Annotated in this window: 17 protein-coding genes; 8 read left to right on the top strand and 9 right to left on the bottom strand. The window is 36.2% G+C overall.

The genetic code is table 11. The features are described from left to right. Positions 1-133 precede the first annotated feature (133 nt). The 9 genes from R1X58_RS15065 to R1X58_RS15105 all read right to left on the bottom strand — a co-directional run bounded on the left by R1X58_RS15065 (position 134) and on the right by R1X58_RS15105 (position 13,076). Positions 134-3,487, bottom strand: coding sequence for a glycoside hydrolase family 2 TIM barrel-domain containing protein (locus R1X58_RS15065; RefSeq protein WP_240573191.1), 3,354 nt, complete (start codon positions 3,485-3,487; stop codon positions 134-136). A 246-nt stretch (positions 3,488-3,733) separates the two neighbouring features. After that, on the bottom strand, positions 3,734-5,965 hold the full coding sequence (locus R1X58_RS15070) for a tetratricopeptide repeat protein (protein ID WP_240573192.1): 2,232 nt from the start codon (positions 5,963-5,965) through the stop codon (positions 3,734-3,736). A 129-nt stretch (positions 5,966-6,094) separates the two neighbouring features. Beyond that, positions 6,095-7,324 (bottom strand): hypothetical protein, encoded by a 1,230-nt coding sequence (locus tag R1X58_RS15075; protein WP_240573193.1) that lies wholly within the window; start codon positions 7,322-7,324, stop codon positions 6,095-6,097. 116 nt (positions 7,325-7,440) lie between these two features. Next, positions 7,441-8,283 carry a 5-dehydro-4-deoxy-D-glucuronate isomerase gene (gene kduI / locus R1X58_RS15080; protein ID WP_240573194.1) on the bottom strand — a complete coding sequence of 281 codons (843 nt, stop codon included), beginning with the start codon at positions 8,281-8,283 and terminating at the stop codon, positions 7,441-7,443. A gap of 92 nt (positions 8,284-8,375) precedes the next feature. Next, positions 8,376-8,957, bottom strand: coding sequence for a LutC/YkgG family protein (locus tag R1X58_RS15085; protein WP_240573195.1), 582 nt, complete (start codon positions 8,955-8,957; stop codon positions 8,376-8,378). Continuing rightward, positions 8,954-10,318, bottom strand: a complete 1,365-nt coding sequence (locus R1X58_RS15090) for a lactate utilization protein B (RefSeq protein ID WP_240573196.1) — start codon at positions 10,316-10,318, stop codon at positions 8,954-8,956. The genes R1X58_RS15085 and R1X58_RS15090 overlap by 4 nt, the downstream gene beginning before the upstream one ends. 2 nt (positions 10,319-10,320) lie before the next feature. After that, positions 10,321-11,058, bottom strand: coding sequence for a (Fe-S)-binding protein (locus tag R1X58_RS15095; protein WP_240573197.1), 738 nt, complete (start codon positions 11,056-11,058; stop codon positions 10,321-10,323). 18 nt (positions 11,059-11,076) lie between these two features. Further along, complete coding sequence (uxuA, locus tag R1X58_RS15100) at positions 11,077-12,240, bottom strand: mannonate dehydratase (RefSeq protein WP_240573198.1); 1,164 nt, start codon at positions 12,238-12,240, stop codon at positions 11,077-11,079. Between the two features lie 23 nt (positions 12,241-12,263). Next, positions 12,264-13,076 (bottom strand): SDR family oxidoreductase, encoded by an 813-nt coding sequence (locus R1X58_RS15105; protein ID WP_240573199.1) that lies wholly within the window; start codon positions 13,074-13,076, stop codon positions 12,264-12,266. A 319-nt stretch (positions 13,077-13,395) separates the two neighbouring features. On the opposite strand from R1X58_RS15105, the gene R1X58_RS15110 reads away from it, so the two are divergent. From R1X58_RS15110 to R1X58_RS15145, 8 genes are all read left to right on the top strand, one after another. Continuing rightward, positions 13,396-15,501 (top strand): bifunctional aldolase/short-chain dehydrogenase, encoded by a 2,106-nt coding sequence (locus R1X58_RS15110; protein WP_240573200.1) that lies wholly within the window; start codon positions 13,396-13,398, stop codon positions 15,499-15,501. Positions 15,502-15,769: 268 nt separating this feature from the next. Next, positions 15,770-17,050 (top strand): sugar isomerase, encoded by a 1,281-nt coding sequence (locus R1X58_RS15115; protein WP_240573201.1) that lies wholly within the window; start codon positions 15,770-15,772, stop codon positions 17,048-17,050. Positions 17,051-17,054: 4 nt separating this feature from the next. Further along, positions 17,055-18,425: an FGGY-family carbohydrate kinase gene (locus R1X58_RS15120; protein ID WP_240573202.1), complete on the top strand. Its 1,371-nt coding sequence runs from the start codon at positions 17,055-17,057 to the stop codon at positions 18,423-18,425. A gap of 56 nt (positions 18,426-18,481) precedes the next feature. Beyond that, positions 18,482-19,771: a class II aldolase/adducin family protein gene (locus R1X58_RS15125; protein WP_240573203.1), complete on the top strand. Its 1,290-nt coding sequence runs from the start codon at positions 18,482-18,484 to the stop codon at positions 19,769-19,771. A 26-nt stretch (positions 19,772-19,797) separates the two neighbouring features. After that, positions 19,798-21,207 carry a purine-cytosine permease family protein gene (locus tag R1X58_RS15130; protein WP_240573204.1) on the top strand — a complete coding sequence of 470 codons (1,410 nt, stop codon included), beginning with the start codon at positions 19,798-19,800 and terminating at the stop codon, positions 21,205-21,207. 188 nt (positions 21,208-21,395) lie between these two features. Next, a complete protein-coding gene (locus R1X58_RS15135) occupies positions 21,396-22,292 on the top strand; it encodes an aldose 1-epimerase (protein WP_240573205.1) in 897 nt (298 codons plus the stop codon). Positions 22,293-22,352: 60 nt separating this feature from the next. Next, complete coding sequence (gene galK, locus R1X58_RS15140) at positions 22,353-23,504, top strand: galactokinase (protein WP_240573206.1); 1,152 nt, start codon at positions 22,353-22,355, stop codon at positions 23,502-23,504. Between the two features lie 13 nt (positions 23,505-23,517). Then, on the top strand, positions 23,518-24,537 hold the full coding sequence (locus tag R1X58_RS15145; RefSeq protein ID WP_240573207.1) for a UDP-glucose--hexose-1-phosphate uridylyltransferase: 1,020 nt from the start codon (positions 23,518-23,520) through the stop codon (positions 24,535-24,537). Positions 24,538-24,577: the final 40 nt, after the last annotated feature.

Here is a 24,577-nt window from a genome sequence, read left to right on the forward strand (position 1 = left end):
AGTAATAATTGATAATTATTAGTGACTTGTTCTATTAGAATGATTTGAGGGCAAGATTTAAAGGCGCATATTAAACAAAAAAATCCGTAGTTAAAAACAACTACGGATTTTTTAAATTCTTAAGAGTTAAAATTTATTTAATCGTGTAAACCGATTTAAATAGTTCGATAAACTTTTCTTTGTTTCCATTTTTAAACGGAATCATATAGAAACTATAGGTATTTACATGGTTTCCTGTTAACATATATTCCTTTTGAGGTTTTGCTCCCCAACTGTTATCTCCTCCAAGACCTCGTTGGTCCATATCGATATTTAACTGAACTAAATCGCGTTCAATAATATCAATAGTATGCTTGCTTTTATTCACTTCAGGCATACCATCGCTATAGTTCTCGTCTTTGGTTGCATGCTTTTCTACTTTCTTTTCAACAGCATAATTTAAACCATCGGTAGCATCAAAATCTTCATTAAGCATATGTAACGCACTTAAACCTAAGTCTTTTTTATTACCTACGGAAGACACTACAAGCAAACCATTGTTATCTGAATTGGCAAAAGCTGCCCAACGCACATCGGTTTTATATCCGTTTTCCTGAGGACGAATATACGGCACATACTGATCGGATACTGAAGAATCATAGACATCTACAAACGCTGAAGCTTTTCTGTCGGTATAATTTTCCCATGGTCCGCGTCCATAATATGTCATCTTACTAAATGCCTTCGGTAATTGCATGCGCATGCCCATTCTAGGTATATCGGCTTCGTATGTTGTTGTATTTAGCGTGTTATCAATTTTTACAACTCCATTCGCAAATACTGAATATACAGACACAAAAGTTGTTTCAACACCTGGCAAATTATAAGTCACATTTACAGTTACTTTTCCGTTTTCTGATTTATCTGTTGTAAACGAAGCTACTTTGTAGTTTAACGAAGCCTCTTTCCAGGCTATATTTCTTTCCTGCATACGGTTACCAAAATCGTTATCGGTTGGTGCGCGCCAAAAGTTTAGTTTTGGTCCGTTTTGGTCTTTAATTAGTTCTTCACCGGCAAAAACATATGATTCCATTTTACCTGAAGCTTTATCAAATACTAATTTAAAATCATCACCCGAAAGTTCTAATACATCTTTAGTTTCATTAACCTTAACAGCCTTATCTGTTGCTATAACTTCTTCTTGCCATTTCAGCTTTCTGCCTAATAAAATCTGCTCGTGTGCCACCGTGTAACCTGCCTTTAAAATACCCCAATCCTCTTTAAGAATGGCTTCTATCTCTAAAAAATACTCGGTATTTTCTTTAAATTCAATATTACTCAATGGTACTCTTACCAATTTACCTGTATGTGGTTCTACAGCAATACTACCTGCATTAAACGTATCTAAAACTTCGCCATCGGCTTTAATTTTTGCTTTAATGTCGAACTTATCAAGATTTGTAAAATCATATAAATTTTCAATTAAAACTCTAACCTGATTATCGCCGTTGATGCCCTTGTTTTTAAAGTTAATAAATTCATGTGCTTTCTTAACTTCATATAATCCAGGGTGTGCTGTACGGTCCGGAAAAATAAGTCCGTTATTAAGGAAAGAATTATCGGTTGGCATGCCTTCACCAAAATCACCTCCATAAGCATAATACCTCTCACCTTTTTCGTTGGTTTTCCAAATGGACTGATCGACCCAATCCCAAATAAAACCTCCTTGTAAATTTTCGTGTTGTTCAATCACATCCCAGTAATCCTGAAAGTTCCCAGTACTGTTCCCCATAGCATGAGCATATTCTGAAGGTATAAACGGACGATCGGTTTTCGATCTTCCAATATTTTCAAAAGACGCTGGAGACGGATACTGAGGCACAATAATATCGGTATTCTCGTCCATATCGAATAAATTACCATCGACATCTTTATAGGAACGCTCATATTGTACCGGACGTTTTTGTTTATCGTGTGCTTTTATGGCTTTGTAACCTGCAAAAAAGTTAATACCATTTCCAGCCTCGTTACCCATAGACCAAATAATTACAGACGGATGATTTTTATCGCGCTCTACCATACGAATCATACGATCGACATGTGCTTTTTCCCAACTTTCTACTTTTGCAAGTGAATGGTCTCCGTAGTACATACCGTGTGATTCTATATTGGTTTCATCTACTACATAAATACCATAGATATCACATAATTCATAAAACTTCTCCTGTTGTGGATAATGACTTAAACGAACAGCGTTAATGTTATTTTCTTTCCAAAGCTGAATGTCTTTTAAAATCTGCTCTTCACTAACCACGTGTCCGGTTTCAGGATTATGCTCTTGCGTATTTACACCTTTTAAGGTAATAACCTGTCCGTTTACACGTAACAATCCGTTTTTAATTTCAACGGTTCTAAACCCAACTTTTGAGGAAGTTGATTCTAAAATATTCCCCTTTTCTTTAGTCGTCACGACCACCTGATATAGATTTGGTGTTTCGGCTGTCCACGGCAGGGCATTAAAAATTTGCGTTTTTAAATTCACATTAATGGTTCCATCGGAAGGCACTTTTACCGATTGGTTTCCTTTTGCAACCGCCGAACCTTTATTATCTAAAACCTCATAAAAAACATCAACTGTTTTCGATTTTACATCTGCATTATTAACAGCTACCGTAAGGTCTAATAAACCTGTAGTATAAGCACCATCTAAGGTTGCCATAACCTCAAAATCCTTTATACGTGCTTTGGGCTGAGCATATACATAAACACTACGTTCTATACCACTGATACGCCAGAAATCCTGACATTCTAAATAAGAACCGTCTGTCCATCTGAAAATTTGAAGCGCTATAGTGTTTTCTCCTTCCTTTAAATACTTTGAAATATTGAATTCTGCCGGAAGTTTGCTCCCTTGAGAATACCCAACGTAATTTCCATTAATCCAGACAAAACCTCCCGATTTCATGGCTCCAATGTGCAGAAACACTTCTTTCTCATCCCAGCCTTTACTTACTGTAAACGTTCTTCTATACGACCCTACCGGATTGTAATCAAATGGTACTTGCCCCGGATTAGACGGATAAATTTTATCTGTAAAAGTAATTTCACTTGAAACCGGAGCTTTATAATCGGCAAACTCGTATTGATGGTTTACATAAATAGGCACGCCATAACCTTCAACCTCCCAGTTCGCCGGTACTTTAATATCATCCCAGCCTGTCACATCAACTTCAGGTTTCATAAAATCCTGAGGTCTGTCTGCAGGTTTACGAACCCATTTAAATTTCCACAGTCCATCTAAACTAAGATAGTTTGCAGAAGTTTTCCAGTTATTTTTTAAAGCATCATTTTCAGAAGAAAATGAATAAAACGTTGTGTGTGTGTCTTCTTTATTCTCTGAAATTACCTGCGGATTTTGAATGTAATGCTTCAAATCGTTAGGTAACTCCTGGGCGAAGAGTAAATTTGTAAAACAAAAGAGAGTTAAGTTTGTTAAGTTGTTTTTCATCTAGTTAAATTATGTTGTTTTTATCAGACAGATGTCATTCGCCAATAATCCTTTTGTGCTATGGCTCATTTCATATTGATTAAAATGTGTTCGAACACAAACATATTAATTTTAGCTGATAGTGCTATACTAAACAGTATATTTGTGATGTAAGTTTGGAATTTTTAACAATTTTTAAGATTAAATGTATAATTTACATCTATTATAGCGATAGATTTAGTAAATGTCTATTATAACGTCATTCCCTTATATAGCTAATAACTGCTGATAAAATGCCAAATACTGCTGATTGTTTGGATATAATTCTACCAATCGTTTCGCTATATTTTTAGCTTTATTTGTATTATTATGATTCAGATAATGATATGCTAAAGCATATAACAGACTCTCGTTATTTGGATCTGCTTTTAAACCTTTTGCTAAAGTTGATTCAGCTTTATTAGGTTGATTTAATTTATCGTAGATTAGGCTTAAATTATAGTAGGCTCTAATATTATCAGGCATTTTGGTAATGGTTTGCTCTAAATACGAAATGGCTTCCTCCTCCCTATTTAATTCAGCTAATAATAATGCTAAAGAATAATAGGTTGAACCATAATCTGGTTCTTGCTGAATAATAAGTTTAAATGTGTCTTCTGCTTTTTTGTAATCGCCGGTATTGTAATATAAATTAGCTAAGGTTAATCTTATATTATTCTCCAGATTATCAACTTCCAGAGCTTTTTCATAATAAAAAATAGCCTGTTGTAAATTACCTAGTTTAATGTAATAATTACCCTTTCTAGCTAATCCGCCAGCAAAATCCGTATTCACCTCTAAGTAAGTATCAAACTCCTTTTTTACTTTTTTGTAAGAGGCTTTATATTTCTCTGGAATTTGAAGTTCGCTAACACCTGCCAGTGCATAAAATGTTTTAACACGAACTGTTCTTTTTGGATCTTCTAAAAGGGGTAGCAAATAATTTATATAATCATTAGTATTAATATTACTCAACACATCTACACTTGTTGCACGAACCATAGGTGATGCATCATTTAATCGCATAATGTATTCATCTAAATGCTGTTGAACATCATAATTTGATAAGGCACGCAACGCCGAAGCCCTTACCAGTTCGTTTTCTGAGGTATCGTGAATTAAATCAATCAGACCTGCATCGGCATGAGCAACTCCTAAAACACCGGGAGCTAACTTATCTGAAAAATGCAGTGAATCTACCGTTCCATATAATTTTTGAAAAGATTCCCAGGCCCATGTATTGTCTTTACCTTCATGACAACCAACACAAGCGTTTGGCGTGTTATATTTCAAACTTAAATCGGGACGAGGCACTCTAAAACTATGATCGCGTCTGAAATCATTTCCCATATAATAGCGCCCTGGCATGTGACAATTAATACATTCTGCACTCTCGGTTCCCATGTCGTGTTTATGATGCTCAGGTGTATTGTACTTTGTTGGTGTATGGCATTGCGTACACAGAGCGTTCCCTTCCATTTTTAATTTTAAGGAATGCGTATTATGACAACTATTACACGCTACATCGTTTTTATACATTTTACTTTGCAGAAAGGAAGTATACACATAATCTTCATCTAAAATTTGTCCGTCAGGATAGTATTGGGGTTCTACAATTAAATGCGGAAAATAATGATCTAAAAACGTGCCTTCGTAATTATAATTTTCGGTGAACTGCTCGCGACGGGCGTGACAACGAGCACATTCATCAACCAATTGTTTTGGTGCTATTCTGCTCGTCATTTTCATGGTTCCTGTTGGTGCGTAAGCATCCCCTAACCGTTTAACATCATCAACATGTTGTTTTCCTGGCCCATGACAAGCTTCACAATTCACATTAATTAAGGCATACTTTGTATCGTAACTATCAGCTTTAAGATCGTAATTTTTTCTAACGTTTGTTGAATGACAATCGGAACACATGGTGTTCCAGTTTAATCCTTTATTGGTCCAGTGTAACCACTCTTCATGAACGACTCTAAAATCCGGAAATAAATTGAACCATTTGTTTTCAACCGAATCCCATGCCGTACTTAAACACTGATAGGCTCCATTGGGAAATTGTACAATATACTGTTGCAATGGTGTTAAACCATAGGTGTAAACTATTTTATAATCCTGATATGTACCATCTGGCCCTTCGGTATGCACATAATAATCACTATCCTTTCTATAGAATCGCGAAGTGACTTCCTGACTGGTAAATGTTTCCCCTTTAAAATCAGCTAAAACCGATAAACTATCAGCAATTTGCATGGCTTTATCATGATGAGAACCCTGCCATTCCTCAAATTCTGTATTATGGCAGGTTTTACAGGTTTCATCACCTAAAAAATGATTATCAGGAATTAAAGCAGTAGATGTAAAAATATCATCATGAGTTATAGCCTCATACTTTTTTTCTTCTTTGCAAGAAACCAATAAAACAATTGAAAAGAAACCACAGATTAAGCTTGACAAAGCTCGAGTTATAATGGGGTTAGTCAAAATATTTATCTTTTAAAATTACAGAATAAATTGCTCTATAAATGTAACTTAATTTTGACTTAGAATTGCTATAAATTAAATATAAAAGACTCCTGGTTTCTCTTAAAAATTATACATAAAACCAAAACTAATGCGCATCGCATCCCGACTTTTGTCAATGGATTGCGCCACATCATTAACCTGACCATCAATTTCCAATGTTTTTATACCATAATCTAATTCCAAACCAACAGTCATGCGTTCATAAGCATCATACATCATATTAAATATACCATAATAATGTTTGTGCAGAAAATCACCTTCGACGAACACCGTAGTATCTTCTAAAGCTTCATGAATAATGAGTCGCTCGGAATCATCTAACTTAAATTGCGATGCCCCAAACACAACGTTAGTATGTAATTTTTTTGTAATGAAATATCCATATGAAGCCCATCCTCCAAAAGCAGGTGTCGCTTTTATTTGATTATTTCCTGTTGGATACCCATCATAGCCACCTCCAGAAACTGTTGTTAAATATGCCGAAATCCCTTTACCGCCTACCAACTGAAACTGTAAATTATTTAAACCAGGTTTGTAATTACCACTAAAACTTACTCCATAACCTGTAAATTTATCCAATTCATCATTTAACTTATAACGTACACTTCTTAAAATGGATGACAATCTAAGATGTCCCCAATCCTTTTGATATTTAATTGCAAAAGTTAAATCAGGCATAAACTGATCGGCTTCGTCAACTAATGGCTGAAATTCGGCATAAGTAAAACTTGTAGCAATTGGTGCCTCGATACTGGCTTCGTAAATCCAGTGAGGATTTCCAAATGTGTTTTTATATTTCACATGTGGTGTTCTAAGCCAAACGCCTGACGGAGGACCTTCCAGTTCCATAATATCCGGCCAGATGTCTTCATCACTAAAATTATTCCACATCTGCCCTATTTGCCAGTGTTCCGTTTCTACATAGGCCTTTCGCAACCTCATTTTGCCATTTCCTCCCCAAAAATCCGACTCTACAACCGCTTTAATCACATTGCCGTTTTTCTGCACCATGTGGGTGGTTAACCTTAGTTGTGTTTGATACAAATCGGCTTTAAGACTTTTTTCTTCTTCAGTTCCAAATACATTAATAAGTCCGACATTAAACGTCTCATTATCATTTAAGCCTCCAAAAATATCCATATAACCATTCAGTTTCATATTAACTCCCAAACTGGATTTAATACGTGGCTGATTATTTATGGAATCGTTGGAAGTTACCGTTAAAAACGGATCTTGAGCTAAAACCAAAAAGCTATTTAGCACAAAAAATAAGGTTGCAAAATGTTTCATATTGGCGATATTAAAAACATCTTAATTTACTCATTTTTAACCACATAAAGTACTACAAATTAAAAAAGGCGTTAAAACTAAGTTTCAACGCCTTTTTTTAAATCTTTACTAAACTACTATCTCAATTCTGGAATAGCACAAACATCCATATCGCCGTAATCTAAATTCTCACCTGCCATACCCCAGATAAACGAGTAATTACTTGTACCCGAACCTGAGTGAATAGACCATGGTGGAGAAATTACCGCCTGATTGTTTTGCATCCAGATGTGTCTTGTTTCCTGTGGTTCTCCCATAAAGTGACAAACCGATTGTCCTTCAGGGATTTCGAAATAGAAATACACTTCCATTCTACGGTCGTGAACGTGAGCCGGCATCGTATTCCAGCTACTTCCAACTTTAATAGACGTCATTCCCATTTGTAATTGACATACATCAACAACGCTGTTTACTATGTACTTTCTTAAGGTACGTGCATTAGCTGTTTCAGGAGCACCTAATTCGATTACCTCTACATCATCGGTTCCAATTTTCTTTGTTGGATATGCTTTGTGAGCAGGTGTTGAATTTAAGTAGAACATTGCAGGACTATCTGCCGATGCACTTGCAAATACCACTTCTTTATTACCTTGTCCTACGTATAACGCTTCTTTATGATTTAACTCGTATACCGTTCCGTCTACAGTTACTGTTCCTGTTTGACCAATATTAATAATACCAAGCTCTCTTCTTTGTAAAAAGAATTCTGCCTTAAGGGGATCGATAGCATCTAACGACACTGATTTAGAAACCGGCAATACACCTCCCGTAATAAAACGATCGTAGTGTGAATACACTAAATTTAGTTTATCGGCTTCAAAAAGATTTTCAATTAAAAACTCGTTTCTTAATTGCGCTGTATCGTAGCCTTTAACACCTTGTGGGCTCGATGCGTAACGCGATTCATAACTAACTGACATAATTTATAGTTTTAATTTTTTTAATAATTTCAATGCTTAAACGTTTAAGCGATATCTACGGATAAAATAAAACTTATCCTTTTTTCTATGTTCTAATAAAGAACGACGGTTAAACTGATAGCACCGTGAGCACCAACCACCAGACATTGTTCGATATCTGCTGTTTTTGAAGGTCCAGAAATGAAGACTCCAAAAGTTCTTTCACGCTCTGAAATGGCATCAAAAACCTGGTGCATATGCAAATTAACAGCATTTTTAGGGACTACCAAAATTAAATCGTTGGTAATAAAAGGTAAAGCACGAACAATAATATCGTCTTCTGATACCCAAACCGCTCCATTTTCAGCAACGGCATAATTTCCTTTTATAATGGTTAAATCGATGTCCTCAAGCGTATGCGGATCGGTATCTTTTGAAACAGGAACTGTACCTAAGGCTGATTCCTTCATGCATGAAACAATTTTAGTTGCTTCAGGATATAACGCCTTTATTTCTATATCAAGGGTATCTAATCCATCTAATTCTAAAAGACGTCCGCCAACAAATTCAATATTTTCTTTAAAGCGTTCAATTAAATTAATGTCTTCATCAAAAACACTTAAATCGATATCTGGTAATGGTAAGGCTTCCGGTTTATTGGCTTTTACCGCATTTAATATAGATTCTCTACTCATTTTTCTGTCTTTTTTTTGTACCATTCTTCAAAATTATCACCTTTTACTTCTGGCAAATCTCTGGCATGCCCCCAGGTATTAATTTTTGAATTGATTAATGACTTTGGCGTATTTTTCAGCATAAAACGCGTGGACTTTCCAACAAAATCATACGTCTTTGGTTTCGCCAAAATACTCCCCACAGCTTTCATAATGTTCTTTTTTACAAATGGTTGTGGCACATCTTTAACGATAATTTGTCGCCATTTATACAACTGTTCGTGAATATTAATTTTTACTGGACATACATCGCTACAAGACCCGCAAAGTGTAGAAGCAAAAGGTAACGAACTGTGTTTAGTTAAATCTTTTCCTGGTGATAAAATAGAGCCGATAGGTCCCGGAATGGTTGCATCGTAACTATGCCCCCCACTACGTCTGTAAATCGGACAGGTATTCATGCAAGCACCACAACGAATACAGTGTAGCGATCGTCTGAAATCCTCTCGACTTAACTGCTCCGTTCTTCCGTTATCAACAATAACGATATGCATTTCTTTTCCTTCTTCAGGTTTGTTGAAATAAGATGAATAAGTCGTTATAGGTTGCCCCGTAGCACTTCTTGCTAACAAACGTAAAAAGATACCTAAGTGTTTTTCTTGCGGAATTAACTTTTCCATTCCCATACAGGCAATATGCACTTTAGCTAAGTGTGCTCCCATATCGGCATTTCCTTCGTTGGTACATACCACAAATCCACCGGTATCGGCAACGGCAAAATTAACACCAGTTATCGCCGCATCGGCTTGCAAAAACTTATTTCTTAAATGCTTTCTTGCCTCACGAGTTAGATATTCAGGATTTCCTCCACTTGGCTTGGTGCCTAAATGCTCCTGAAATAATTCATCAACTTCTTCTTTGGTTTTATGAATGGCCGGTAACACAATATGACTCGGTGGCTCTTGTGCTAACTGCACAATACGCTCTCCTAAATCGGTGTCGATAACTTCAATATCATTGGCTTCCAGAAACGGATTTAAATGACACTCTTCAGTTAACATCGATTTACTTTTTACAATCTTCTTGGCATTGTGTTTTTGAAGAATGCTGTGAACAATTTTATTATGCTCTTCGGCGTTTGCTGCCCAGTGTACCGTAACCCCATTCTTTTTTGCGTTTTCTTCAAATTGCACCAAATAGTTATCTAAATTCGATAACACATTAGCCTTTAGTGCCGATGCATAGTCACGAAGTTGTTCCCAACCTTGTATTTTATGCGCCTGTTTATCACGTTTCTGCCTTACAAACCATAAGGCTTTATCGTGCCAGTTTACCTTAGCCTCGTTTTCATTAAATTTTGCTGCTGCTTCTGCGTGTGCCATAATTAGATACTGCTGTTTAAAATTTCTGCTATGTGCATCACCTTAAGTGGCTGCTTATTTCTATTGATTAAACCTTCCAAATGCATTAAACACGAATGGTCGGCTCCGGTAATCACTTCTACATCACTATCAATATGATCCTGAATACGGTCTTTTCCCATTTTTACAGAAATGGCTTCTTCAAATACCGAGAATGTTCCTCCAAATCCGCAACATTCATCGGCGCGATTTAAGGTTTTAAGTTCTAAACCTTTAACTTCTTTTAGTAGATTTTCTTCGGTTGAAAAATGTGGATCCATACGCTCTGAACATGAACCTAATCGTAATCCACGTAAGCCGTGACAACTTTTATGAATACCTACTTTATGAGGAAAAGACGCTCCTAAATCGGTTTTACCAAGTACCTGATATATAAACTGACACAACTCATAGGTGTTCTCGCGAACGCGTTTCACATCTTCGGTTTGTTCTAAAATATCGAAATGCTTTTTCACATGATACACACAACTTCCCGAAGGTCCTACGATATAATCGTAGTTTTTAAAATTTTCAACGAACAACTGACAAGTTCCTTTAGAATCGTCTTCGTATCCTGAATTTCCTAATGGCTGCCCACAACAGGTTTGCCCTAACGGATACTCCACATCGACTCCTAATTTTTCAAGAAGTTCTAATGATGCGATGCCGACTTGCGGATAGAGTTGATTTATATAACACGGTATAAATAAACCGACTTTCATATTAATGCTTTTTAATTACTAATTATTACTTCTTGAAATCCCAAGCGCTAAACCACGTAATTCTGCTAAACCACGTAAACGACCAATCGCCGTATAACCCGCATACGCTTTTTTGTTTTCTAAATCGCTTAGCATTTGGTGGCCGTGATCAGGACGCATTGGTAATTGTATATTTCTTTGTTTTTCTACTTCTAAAACAGCTTTTACAACCTCGTACATATCGGTAGAACCGTCCAAGTGATTGTCCTCGTAAAAACTACCATCGTCTTCGCGTTTTACATTTCTAAGGTGTAAAAAGTGAATGCGATCGGCAAATTTTCTAATCATGCTTGGTAAATCGTTATCCGGATTTGCACCTAACGACCCGGTACAAAATGTGATGCCGTTTGACGGGCTATCGATAAAGTTTACTAAATCGGTTAAATCAGCTTCCGATTTAATGATACGCGGTAAGCCCATAATGTCCATTGGCGGATCGTCTGGATGAATAGCCATAACAATGCCGTTCTCTTCACATACCGGAATGACTTCATTCAAGAAAAACGATAAATTCGCTTTTAAATCGGCGTGTGATAAGTTATCGTACTGGGCAATCATGTCTTTAAACACCGGAATCGTTAAATCATCAACTGTTCCTGGTAAGCCTTTTAAAACATTGTCTTCAAGTGCTTGTTTTTCTTCAGCAGACATGTCTGCAAAACGTGTCTCAGCTAAAGCCAGAATTTCAGAAGTATAAGCTTCCTCTACCCCTTCACGCTCCATGATGAATTTTTCGAAAACTGCCATTTCAACCTTATCGAAACGTAACGCCGTACTACCATCTTCTAATTTCCAGAACAGTTGTGTGCGTGTCCAGTCTAAAACCGGCATAAAATTATAACACACGTTTTTAATACCACAAGCCGCTACATTGCGTAAACTTTGCTTGTAGTTTTCTATACGTTGTAAATAATCGCCTTTGCGTAATTTGATGTTTTCGTGAATAGGAATACTTTCGATAAAGCTCCATACTAAACCGGCATCTTCAATAAGTGTTTTTACTTTCTGAATTTCCTCAACTTCCCATACTTCACCGTTTGATACATGGTGTAAAGCTGTTACAACACCTGTTGCTCCTGCTTGTTTTATATCTGATAATTTTACAGAGTCTGAGACTCCAAACCATCTAAATGTTTCTTGCATTTTCTTTTAAATCTGAATAAAAATTAAACCCCACTAAACGCGCTAAATCCACCATCAACAGGAATAACAATTCCGGTCACAAATTTTGAGGCATCAGAACATAAATAATGTAATGCTCCGTGCAACTCGTCAGCTTCACCAAAGCGTTTCATTGGCGTATTGTTTATGATTGTATTACCTCTATCTGTGTAACTTCCGTCTTCATTTAACAATAAAGCTCGGTTTTGGTTTCCAATAAAAAATCCTGGTGCAATAGCATTAACTCGTAAGCCATCTCCGTATTTTGTGGCTAACTCTACCGCCAACCATTTAGTATAATTATCAATTGCAGCTTTTGATGCTGAATAACCTGCTACACGCGTGATGGCTCTGTCGGCAGCCATTGAAGAAATATTGATAATCACTCCCGATTTGCTCTTTACCATTTCCTTACCAAAAACGATAGAAGGAATAATACTTCCAAATAAATTTAAATCGACAACCTTTTTAAAGTCATCCATATTAATATCGAAAAATGATTGTGTTGGTCCAACAGTCGCCCCAGGCATATTGCCGCCTGCCGCATTAATAAGCACATCAATTTTTCCATATTTTGCGATAACCGCATCAGATACGTCCTGAAGACTTGTCTCGTCGACAACATTGCATAAATACCCATCAACTTTTTTGCTAATAGATTTCATGCGCTCAACAGTTGCATCTACAGTTTCTTGTTTGTAATGTAATATAATTACTGTAGCTCCCTGATGTAATAGATATTCGGCCATACTACCCCCTAAAACACCGCCACCTCCGGTAACAAGAACTACTTTGTCTTGTAAATTGAATAAGTTCATTTATTGTTATGAATAATTAAAATCATGATGAGAATAGCAAATTTAAGCATATACATTACAATTACTGTACTGCACTGTACTGTTTCTTCTTTTTTTTTAAAATAACTACAAGAATAATTATTTCTTTAAATTTTTGACAATCAAAAAACAAAGAACTAACAATATCACATAATAAAACATCTAAAATTATAACAATAATGCTGTTTTGTTTATAAATAAATATCAATTCGATAAAATTTTATTCAAATAACAGTACAGTACAGGATAGAAAGCATATTCTATTCGTTTAATTTTGAGTTCAAATATTTTAAAAATTCTCATGAATACACTTGAAAAACAATTTAAATACGTAGATTATCTTTGGGATGACAAGAAGGCTGAAAGCTTAGGTGACGACCAGGTTGCTTTATTTTTATACCGTTCAAATATATTAGGTGCAGACCTTAGAATTACCAACTATGGTGGTGGTAATACTAGTTGTAAAACCATTGAAAAAGATCCGTTAACCAATGCTGAAGTTGAAGTGATGTGGGTTAAAGGTTCTGGTGGAGATATTGGTACCTTAACACGCTCTGGTATTGCTGGATTATACACCGAAAGATTACGCGATTTAAAAAATGTATATGGAGGTTTAGCAGATGAAGATCGTATGGTTGGGTTATTTAACCACTGTATTTATGATTTAGACAGTAAAGCACCATCTATTGATACGCCGCTTCACGGTTTATTACCTTTTAAACATATCGACCACTTACACCCAGATGCTCTTATTGCTGTTGCTGCTGCAAAAGACAGCGAAAAAGTAACCAAAGAAATTTGGGGAGACACTATGGGATGGGTGCCTTGGCAACGTCCTGGTTTCGATTTAGGTTTACAATTAGAAAAATGTTTAGCTGACAACCCTGGAATTAGAGGTATCGTTTTAGGTAGCCACGGTTTATTTACTTGGGGAGATACATCTTACGAATGTTATATGAACAGTTTAGAAGTTATTGAAATGGCTTCTGAATACATCAATAAAAAGATTGAAGAAAAAGGATCTGTTTTTGGTGGACAAAAAGTAGAAAGCTTACCACAGGAAGAGCGTTTAGAAAAAGCTGCGCAATTAATGCCGTTATTAAGAGGTTTATGTTCTTCTGAAAACAGAATGATTGGTCACTTTGCTGACAGCGATGTGGTAATGGAATACATTAACAGTAACGATCTTGAGCGTTTAGCGCCAATGGGAACCTCTTGTCCAGACCACTTCTTACGTACAAAAATTCAACCTTTAGTATTAACATTAGATCCTAAAGAAGATTTATCAGATGCTGAAGCTGTGCTTGCTAAATTAGAGCCTGCTTTCGAACAATACAGACAAGAATACGCAGATTATTACAATACTTGTAAAAGAGATAACAGCCCGGCAATGCGTGATCCAAACCCGGTAATTATTATTTACCCTGGTGTTGGTATGTTCAGTTTCTCGAAAGACAAACAAACAACACGTGTAGCAAGTGAATTCTACATCAACGCGATTAATGTAATGCGTGGTGCTGAAGCGATTACAGAATATACGTCTTTACCAAGACAGGAAGCTTTCGATATCGAGTACTGGTTATTAGAAGAAGCTAAATTACAACGTATGCCAAAAGAAAAACCATTATCTCGAAAAGTAGCCTTTGTTACTGGTGCAGGTGGTGGAATTGGTAAAGCTATCGCTGATAAATTAGCTGAAGAAGGTGCTAACGTTGTATTAACAGATATTAACGAAGAAAGCTTAAAAGTAGCACATGCAACTTACAAACGTGACGTGTCTACTTACGCTGTATGTGACGTTACCGATACTGAATCTATTGCTTCTGCTTACAAAAAAGCATGTTTAGAGTTTGGTGGTGTTGATATCGTGGTACACAGTGCTGGTTTAGCAATCTCTAAATCTTTAGAAGACACAACTGACAAAGACTGGAATATTTTACAAAGCATCTTAGTAAAAGGGCAATTCGATTTAGCAAAACAATTTGCAGCGATTGCTCGTCAACAAAACTTAGGAGGTGATTATATCGCCATAGCAAGTAAAAACGGTTTAGTTGCTGGGCCAAATAACGTTGCTTACGGTACAGCTAAAGCTGCACAACAACACATGGTACGATTATTAGCAGCTGAGTTAGCTAAAGATAAAGTACGTGTGAACACCGTAAACCCTGATGGTGTTATTGTTGGAAGTAAAATCTGGGAAGGTGCTTGGGCCGAAGGTCGTGCTAAAGCAAACGGAATCACCGTTGAAGAACTTCCTGCATTTTATGCAAAAAGAAATTTATTAAACGAAATCATTACTCCTGCTGATATTGCTAACGGTGTTTTTACATTCGTAGGTATCTTAGATAAATCAACAGGAAACATTATAAATGTAGATGGCGGTATGGCTAATGCATTTGTAAGATAAACGATAGTTAGTTTTAGTTTGTAAAAACTTCCATAGCATAGTTGAATATCTATGGGAGTTTTTTTTTCAATTTCAGATACTTCATTTTCTTTATTCACTTAGTAAAAAAATGATTGTATCTTGTAGTAACCAATTACAATTAAAGACATGAAACAAGTTTAAATTTTATCATTTTTAAATTCTTCAAGTAGAAATGATTAAAATTTATGCGAGTTCTTGAATGCATTCAAATTTTTTGAACATTCAGATAACAAAAAATTTTTAACAGATGAAAATATCACAAAACCACATTCAGGACACGAATAAATCTGGTTTACAATCACACAAGGAAAATTTCGATTTTTTAGCAAACAACCTTTCTAAAAAAGGAGCTAATGTAGAAGCAATTGTAAGTAAATTAAAAGACTTTCAAGTAGCTATTCCAAGTTGGGCTTTAGGTGCTGGAGGAACACGTTTCGGACGTTTTTCTTTTTACGGTGAGCCTTCAAGTTTAGAACAAAAAATTCAGGATATCGGGTTAATTCACTCGTTAACACAAACAGCTGGAGCGGTGTCATTACACATTCCTTGGGATATCCCACAAGATTACGCTGCGGTTAAAGAATTAGCTAACGGATTAAACATTAAATTCGATGCAGTTAACTCGAACACATTCCAAGACCAAAAAGATGCTAAGGAAACTTATAAATACGGATCGTTAAGCAATACCAGCGAAGCAGTAAGACAACAAGCAATTCAACATAACTTAGATGTTATCAATATAGGAAACCAGTTAGGATCGAAAAGTTTAACAGTATGGTTAGCTGATGGGTCTTGTTTCCCTGGGCAAAATAATTTCCAAACGGCTTTACAAAATACAGAAAACAGTCTTAAAGAAATCTACAAAGGGTTGCCTGCGGACTGGAGTATGTTAATCGAGTACAAACCTTACGAACCTAATTTCTACAGCACGGTTATCCAGGATTGGGGAACATCGTTTATGTTAGCTAATGCTTGTGGAGAAAAAGCCTATTCGTTAGTAGATTTAGGTCACCACTTACCAAATAGTAACATCGAACAAATTGTTTCTGTGTTAATGTTAAAAGGTAAATTAGGAGGATTCCACTTTAACGATAGTAAATACGGTGACGACGATTTAACCGTTGGAAGTATTAAGCCTTATGCCTTATTCTTAATTTTCAACGAATTGGTTTACGGTATGCAAAACAATCCTCAAAACCCTGATTTAGCCTGGATGATTGATGCGAGCCACAACGTAAAAGATCCGTTAGAAGATTTAATCCAATCGTTAGAAGCTATTCAGGAAGCTTACGCTAAAGCCTTATTAGTTGATCAAGCTGAATTAAAAGCAGCGCAATTAAACAACGACGTTGTGAAGTGTCAGGAAATTTTACAAGACGCCTACAGAACCGATGTTCGTCCGCTTTTAGCTGAAGCAAGACGTTTGGCTGGTGGTGCTTTAAGCCCGATTAACGCTTACCGCGCCTTAGGTGTTAGAGATACATTAATTGAAGAAAGAGGAAAACACACTGTAGCAACAGGATTATAAGAGTATGATAGATGTAACTGCTGTATTTGATATAGGAAAAACCAATAAAAAATTCTTCCTATTCGATAAAGACTACAAGGAAGTTTATAAAGAATATACGAGTTTCGAGGAAATTGAAGATGAAGATGGTCATCCTACCGAAAATTTAGAAGCGCTTCAAAACTGGTTAAAAAGTGTTTTTCAAAACATTTTAGACGCTCAGGAGTTTAATGTAAAAGCCATAAACTTTTCAACTTACGGCGCAAGTTTTGTACATATAGATGAAAATGGCGAAGTATTAACGCCGCTTTACAACTATACAAAGCCTTTAGATCAGGAAGTTGTTGATTCATTTTTAGATAAATACGGCCCTAAAGAGGAGTTTTTAAAAACTACCGGGTGTTTCGATTTAAGTTTATTAAATTCAGGTTTACAATTGTACTGGTTAAAGTACAGTAAACCTGAAATATTCAAAAAAATTAAATACTCGTTACATCTACCACAATACTTAAGTTATGTGTTTACCGGAATTCCATTAAGCGAATACACCAGTATTGGCTGCCATACCGCACTATGGGATTACGCAAAAAAAGATTACCACGAGTGGGTATACAAAGAAGAATTACACCATATTCTTCCAACCATTGTTTCTACCGAAACAAGCATAAATATGAACTATAATGGACGACGCATTAAAATTGGTGTTGGTATTCACGATAGTTCTTCTGCTCTATTACCTTACGTACGAAGCATTAAAAAGAAATTTGTCTTGGTATCAACAGGTACATGGAGCATTACCTTAAATCCGTTTGCAGATCATCCAATTATTGAAGACACAAAAGATAAGGATTCAATAAATTACATGCGTATTAACGGAAAACCAGTTAAAGCAACGCGTTTATTTTTAGGTAACGAATATAAAATTCAGGTTAGTAAGCTTCATAAACATTATAACGTTCCTGAAGATACTCATCGTCATATCAAATTCAATTACGAGATTTATACAGAAATCGTAAACGATTTTGAACACATGTTTAAGTGGGAAAGTCTGTCTTCAAAAGATATGCCTGCCGAGACAAAACTGCCATACAAAGATTTTGAGGAAGCCTTCCATCAGTTAATGATTGAGCTGGTTGAACTTCAAATTAAGAGTATAAAAGATGTTATAGGCGACGAGGAAATCAAACGTTTATATGTTGACGGAGGTTTTAGCGACAACGATTTATTCATAAAACTGTTATCGCATAATTTCAGAAATATGAAACTAAGGACCACCGATTCTTCACTGGGATCGGCTTTAGGTGCTGCGATTTCTATTTCCGATAGCAAACTGAATTCTAAATTTCTGAAAAAGAACTACTCGTTAAAAAAACACGTACCGTTTATCATCAGTTAACCTAAACTTATAGCTTGTTATGTTTTAATATTTGCCTAACATTAAATTAAATCTATATGGCCTCAAAATTAAATTTGGAGCACCCCAGAGATCAGATTACAAAAATTATTAGTCGAATCTACAAAAGGGGCATGACGACCACTTCGGGTGGTAATATTTCTATCATCGATGACAACGGTGATATATGGGTAACACCTTCAGCAATCGATAAAGGATCGCTAAAAGCATCAGATATTATTTGCGTCAGGAAGGATGGTACCGTGGTTGGTAAACACAAACCGTCGTCGGAGTTTCCTTTTCATAAAGCCATATATGATATTAGGCCAGATATTAAATCGGTAATCCATGCACATCCACCAGCGTTGGTTTCTTTCAGCATTGTTCGCCAAATACCAAATACCAATATCATTTCACAAGCTAAACACGTTTGCGGACCTATTGGTTATGCGCCTTACGAATTGCCTGGAAGTCATAAATTAGGAGATGTTATTGCTGAAGAATTTAAAAAAGGATTTAAAGCAGTTATCATGGAAAACCACGGAACTGTTTTAGGTGGAAGCGATTTAAATGATGCTTTCGAGCGCTTTGAAGCTTTAGAGCTGTGTGCTCGCACCATTTTATACGGATCTCAAATTGGCACGCCCAATTACCTCACAGATGAACAGATAGAACAGTTTGAATCACAAACCCAATCGACACTTCCTGAAATGGCTGCAACCGAGTATCCATCGGATGAAGTTGAAAAGCGTTTAGAGATTTGTAACATCGTAAAACGTTCTTGTGAACAAGGTTTAATGATAAGCTCTTACGGAACCGTTTCTATGCGCTGGAAAGGGGATGATTTCCTAATTACCCCTACTCACGTAAATCGTTGGGATATGGCTATTGAAGATATTGTTCAAATTAAAGACGGACAACGAGAAGCTGGTAAAAACCCTAGTCGAGCGACATGGATACATCAGGAAATCTATAAACGTAATCCGAAGGTGAATTCCATTATCATGACGCAATCGCCTTATTTAATGGCATTCTCGGTGACTAAATCGTATTTAAACGTGAGAACCATTCCGGAAAGCTGGATCTTTTTACAGGATATACCAATGGTGGAATACGGTACGCATTTTAAAGCGAATAACAACTCTCAGATTATCGACGATTGTACAACAGCTTTAATTATTGAAAACGATTCTGTGATTGTTACGGGCGATAAATTATTACAAACATTCGACTACCTTGAAGTTGCCGAATTTAGTGCTAAATCTATTGTTTTAGGAACTTCTTTAGGTAATATGGTGCCTATTAACGACGATCAGGTAGAAGAATTAAGAAAGAAATTTTTAACATAAATAAACAATTAACTAAACTAACATATATGACACAATATCATCAAGAAGAAGACATGATAGAAGATATTGCTGGAGGGGAGTTTGAGAGAACCCCTGTCCCGCAATCAAAATTAAAAGGCTGGAAAAGCTTTTTAGGTATGTATGCCGGTGAGCATGCCGCAGGTACCGAATTTGTAATCGGCCCCCTGTTTTTAACTGCCGGAGTTAGTGCTTTCGATTTAATTATAGGCTTACTTTTAGGAAACTTGTTAGCCGTATTAAGCTGGCGTTTCCTTACTGCTGAAGTTGCGGTAAAAAACCGTTTAACCTTATATTTTCAATTAGAAAAAATAAGCGGTAAAAACTTAGTTACTGTATACAATTTAGCTAACGGAATTTTATTCTGCTTTCTTGCAGGTTCCATGATTACCGTTTCAGCAACAGCGGTAGGTATCCCTTTTGATATGCCAATGCCAAAACTAACCGATACCATGCCTAACGGCGTAACATGGATTGTTATCGTATTGGCTATTGGTGCTGTGATTTCAATTATCGCAGCTCGTGGTTATGATACCGTATCGAAAGCAGCAAATTACATGTCTCCTATTATTGTTTTGGCGTTTTTAGCCTGTGGTATTGTGGCATTAAATCAGTTAGGAGTTGAAAGCTTTTCCGATTTCTGGAATATCTGGGGAGAAGGTTCAGAACCATTTCCTGGACAAATTAAATACACCTTCTGGCACGTGGTTATCTGGTCTTGGTTTGCAAATGCAGCTATGCATATTGGTATGTCTGATTTATCGGTATTCCGTTTTGCAAAAAAGGCAAGTTCAGGATGGACAACAGCTGCAGGTATGTATGTAGGTCACTACATGGCTTGGATTGCTGCTTGTTTATTATATGCTGTGTATTTACAGTCTCCAGAAGCCCAGGCTTTATTAGGAACTGGTCAGGCTCCTTCGGTAGCTCCAGGCCCTTTAGCATATAACGCTATTGGTGTATTCGGTATCATTGCTGTAATTCTGGCTGGATGGACAACAGCTAACCCAACCATCTACAGAGCTGGTTTAGCGTTTCAAGCAATTATTCCAAAAGTATCAACGTTCTGGGTAACCATTATAGCAGGTACCATTGCAACTTTAGCTGGAATATTCCCTGCATTCGCCATGAAATTATTAGATTTTGTTGCTTTCTACGGATTTATTTTAGCACCTATTGGAGCAGTAATTGTATTCGAGCATTTCTTTGCAAAAAAATATGGTATCATTAAAAACTATGCCGAGCACGCAGGAATTAAGTTTAACAAATCAGTACTTTTTGCCTGGGCAATTAGTTTTGGGTTGTTCTATTTTATTTCCATTCAATTCGATATCTTTTTATCGTTTGTTACTTTGCCAACATGGCTAATGTGTGGTGTATTATTTCTGGTATTCAGTAAAAAATTTCAAAAGCAATAAACACGTTTATTATCATAATTTAAAGGCTCGTAAATTCGTTTACGGGCTTTTTTTTAATAATCTACAGCAAACACTGAATTATTCAAAAAAAACCATTTTAATTAAGCGTAAAAAATACGTTTATAACACATTATTATTCAATATTTAGTTAGTATATTTGTAGTTCTTAATCTGTTAATTCAACAAAATTGTACAACATAAATCTTAAAACGGATAATTCTAATGGTTTAGAATATATTGAAATTGAGAATTCCTCAATTCAAACCTCCGCAAAAATATATACCAGTCTGGGTGCCAGCCTCCAAGCATTAACTTTAAATGGAAAATCATTAATTACTTCATTAGACCCGCTACCCTATTCCGATACTTACGCATCATCGATTTTATTTCCTTTTGCAAACCGAATAGACAATGGCACTTATACTTTTGAAGACGAAACGTTTCAATTTCCAATAAACGAACCGGGAAATAACAATGCACTGCACGGTTTGGTATTCAATAAAACTTTTAAAATTATTGAACAAGTTGCTGATGATAATCAAGCTTCAGTAAAATTGGAATACTTAGAAAAAAACGAATCTGAAGGATTCCCATATACTTTTGCGATTCAATTGGAATATGTGTTAACGGCGACGTCTTTAGATTTAAATGTGACTATAAAAAATACCGATAATAAAACATTTCCTTTTACTTTGGGATGGCATCCGTATTTTGAATCGGCTAACCTTTTTGAAAGCACATTAAGTTTTGACAGTGACAAACAATTGGTTTTAAACGAACGTTGCATTACTACAGGAACAACAGATGCTTCAAGCACCAATATTTTTGAAATTAAGGATAAATATCTTGACGATTGCTTCCTGTTAAACCATAACGATATTACATTCAATACGCCTGAATATAGTTTTGTAATGAGTAGTTCTTCAAAAGAAAGTTATTTACAAATCTATACACCGCCTAAAAAAACGCATGTAGCTATTGAGCCAACTACAGGTGTCTCAGATAGCTTCAATAATAACATGGGATTACAAACCTTAAAACCAAACGAAACCTATCAATTAAACTGGAACATTAAACTACAATAGTTAATTATGAAATACCCCTTTTAGGGTATTCCATCTGACTTAAAAAATAAATATTTACAGATGAATAAAGCATTAGTGAACAAGGTAAAAGAAACCTTTGTAGATAAATTTAACGCGCAACCGCTCGTGGTATTTTCTCCAGGGCGTATCAATATTATTGGGGAACACACCGATTATAACGACGGGTTTGTATTTCCGGCTGCTGTAAACAAAGGTATTGTTGCGGCATTTCAAAAAAACGATTCTGACACTTCTGTAGCTTATGCGATTGATGTTGAGGATACCTTAGAATTTTCAGTAAATAGCATTCAACCTTTAGCTAAAGAAAGCTGGGGGAATTACGTTTTAGGTGTTATAGCTGAAATCCAGAAAAAAGGACTTACGGTTGGAAACTTCAACGTGGTTTTCAGTGGAAATATTCCTGCTGGATCAGGAATGTCCTCTTCAGCAGCACTTGAAAACAGCGTGGTTTTTGGGTTAAATGAATTATTCGAATTAGGATTAACCCGTGAAGAAATGATTTTCATTTCCCAAAAAGCAGAACACAACTATGTGGGTGTCAACTGCGGCATTATGGATCAATACGCTAGCATGTTCGGAATCAAAGATCATGCTTTACTTTTAGATTGTCGCTCGATTGAAGCACAACCGTTTCATATCGATTTTGAAGGTTACGAATTGATGTTAATCAACACCAACGTAAAACACAGCCTTTCTGATAGCGCGTACAACGATCGCCGTTCGGTTTGTGAATCAATTTCTGAAATGCTAAACATTAAAGCTTTAAGAGATGCTAATGAAGCCGATTTAGAAACCGTAAAAGACAAAGTTACCGAAGAAAACTACCAAAAAGCGTTGTTCGTTATTCAGGAAAATAAACGTGCCGAATTAGCTTCTAAAGCCATGACCGATGGTGATTTAAAAACCTTAGGAGAACTCATTTACGGCTCTCACCACGGACTGCAACACCAATACAAAGTAAGCTGTGAAGAGCTTGATTATTTAGTAGATCAAACTAAAGAAAACGACCAGATTCTGGGCGCAAGAATGATGGGTGGCGGTTTTGGTGGTTGCACCATTAACCTGATTGCAAAATCTGCTGTTAACGATTTTAAGACAAAAATTTCAGAACTTTATAAAAACAAATTTGGTAAAGACTGCTCTATCTATTCTGTAGAACTGGCCGATGGAACCGGATTAGTAACTGACTAAAGCTAAAAAAACAATGAATACCGATTTACAAGATTACTCACACAAACGATTCAACATACTTACCGGTGAATGGGTTTTAGTTTCTCCTCACCGTGCAAAGCGCCCATGGCAAGGACAAAACGAAGCGGTTTCAAACGAAGTCCGACCATCTTACGACGAAAGCTGCTATTTATGCGCAGGCAACACTCGTATTAACGGCGAAGTCAACCCGAAATACGAAAACGTATTTGTATTTACTAACGATTTCGCAGCACTTCAAACCGATTCAAAAACCTTTACAGTAGACGACGGTTTATTAAAAGCGCAAAGCGAACAAGGTATTTGCAAAGTGATTTGTTTTAGTCCAGACCACTCTAAAAGCTTAGCGGACATGGCTCCTGTAGAAATTGAGCAGGTCGTTTTAGAATGGCAAAAACAATACAAGGAACTTGGTGACAATGACTTAATCAATTACGTTCAGATTTTTGAAAACAAAGGAGCTGTTATGGGATGTAGTAATCCGCACCCGCACGGACAAATCTGGAGCCAGACAACACTACCTAACGAAGTTGAAAAGAAAGATACACAGCAACGTAATTACTATAACGAGCATCAAAAAAGTATTCTAGGAACGTATCTGGCTCAGGAATTAGAGAAACAAGAGCGCATTATTTTTGAAAATGATGCTTTTGTGGTGTTAATTCCATTCTGGGCAGTATGGCCTTTTGAAACCATGATTGTCCCTAAAAAACATCAGACGAATATTTCTGAAATGAAAGACAACGAAACCTTATTGTTTGCTGAAGCCATTTCGGTAATCACCAAGGCTTATGATAAGTTGTTCAACACTTCATTCCCTTATTCAAGTGGTATTCATCAGTCACCAACCAATGGTCAAGATAATAATCACTGGCACTGGCACATGAGTTTTTACCCACCATTATTACGTAGTGCAACGGTTAAGAAATTTATGGTAGGTTACGAAATGTTTGGTTCGCCCCAACGCGATATTACAGCAGAAAGCGCTGTAAAAATGCTTCGTAATTTACTATAGCCTCTAAAAAAATAGATGAACAATAAAACCTGATGCACTC

The sequence above is a fragment of the Aestuariibaculum lutulentum genome, from assembly GCF_032926325.1.
Classification (GTDB): Bacteria; Bacteroidota; Bacteroidia; order Flavobacteriales; family Flavobacteriaceae; genus Aestuariibaculum; species Aestuariibaculum lutulentum.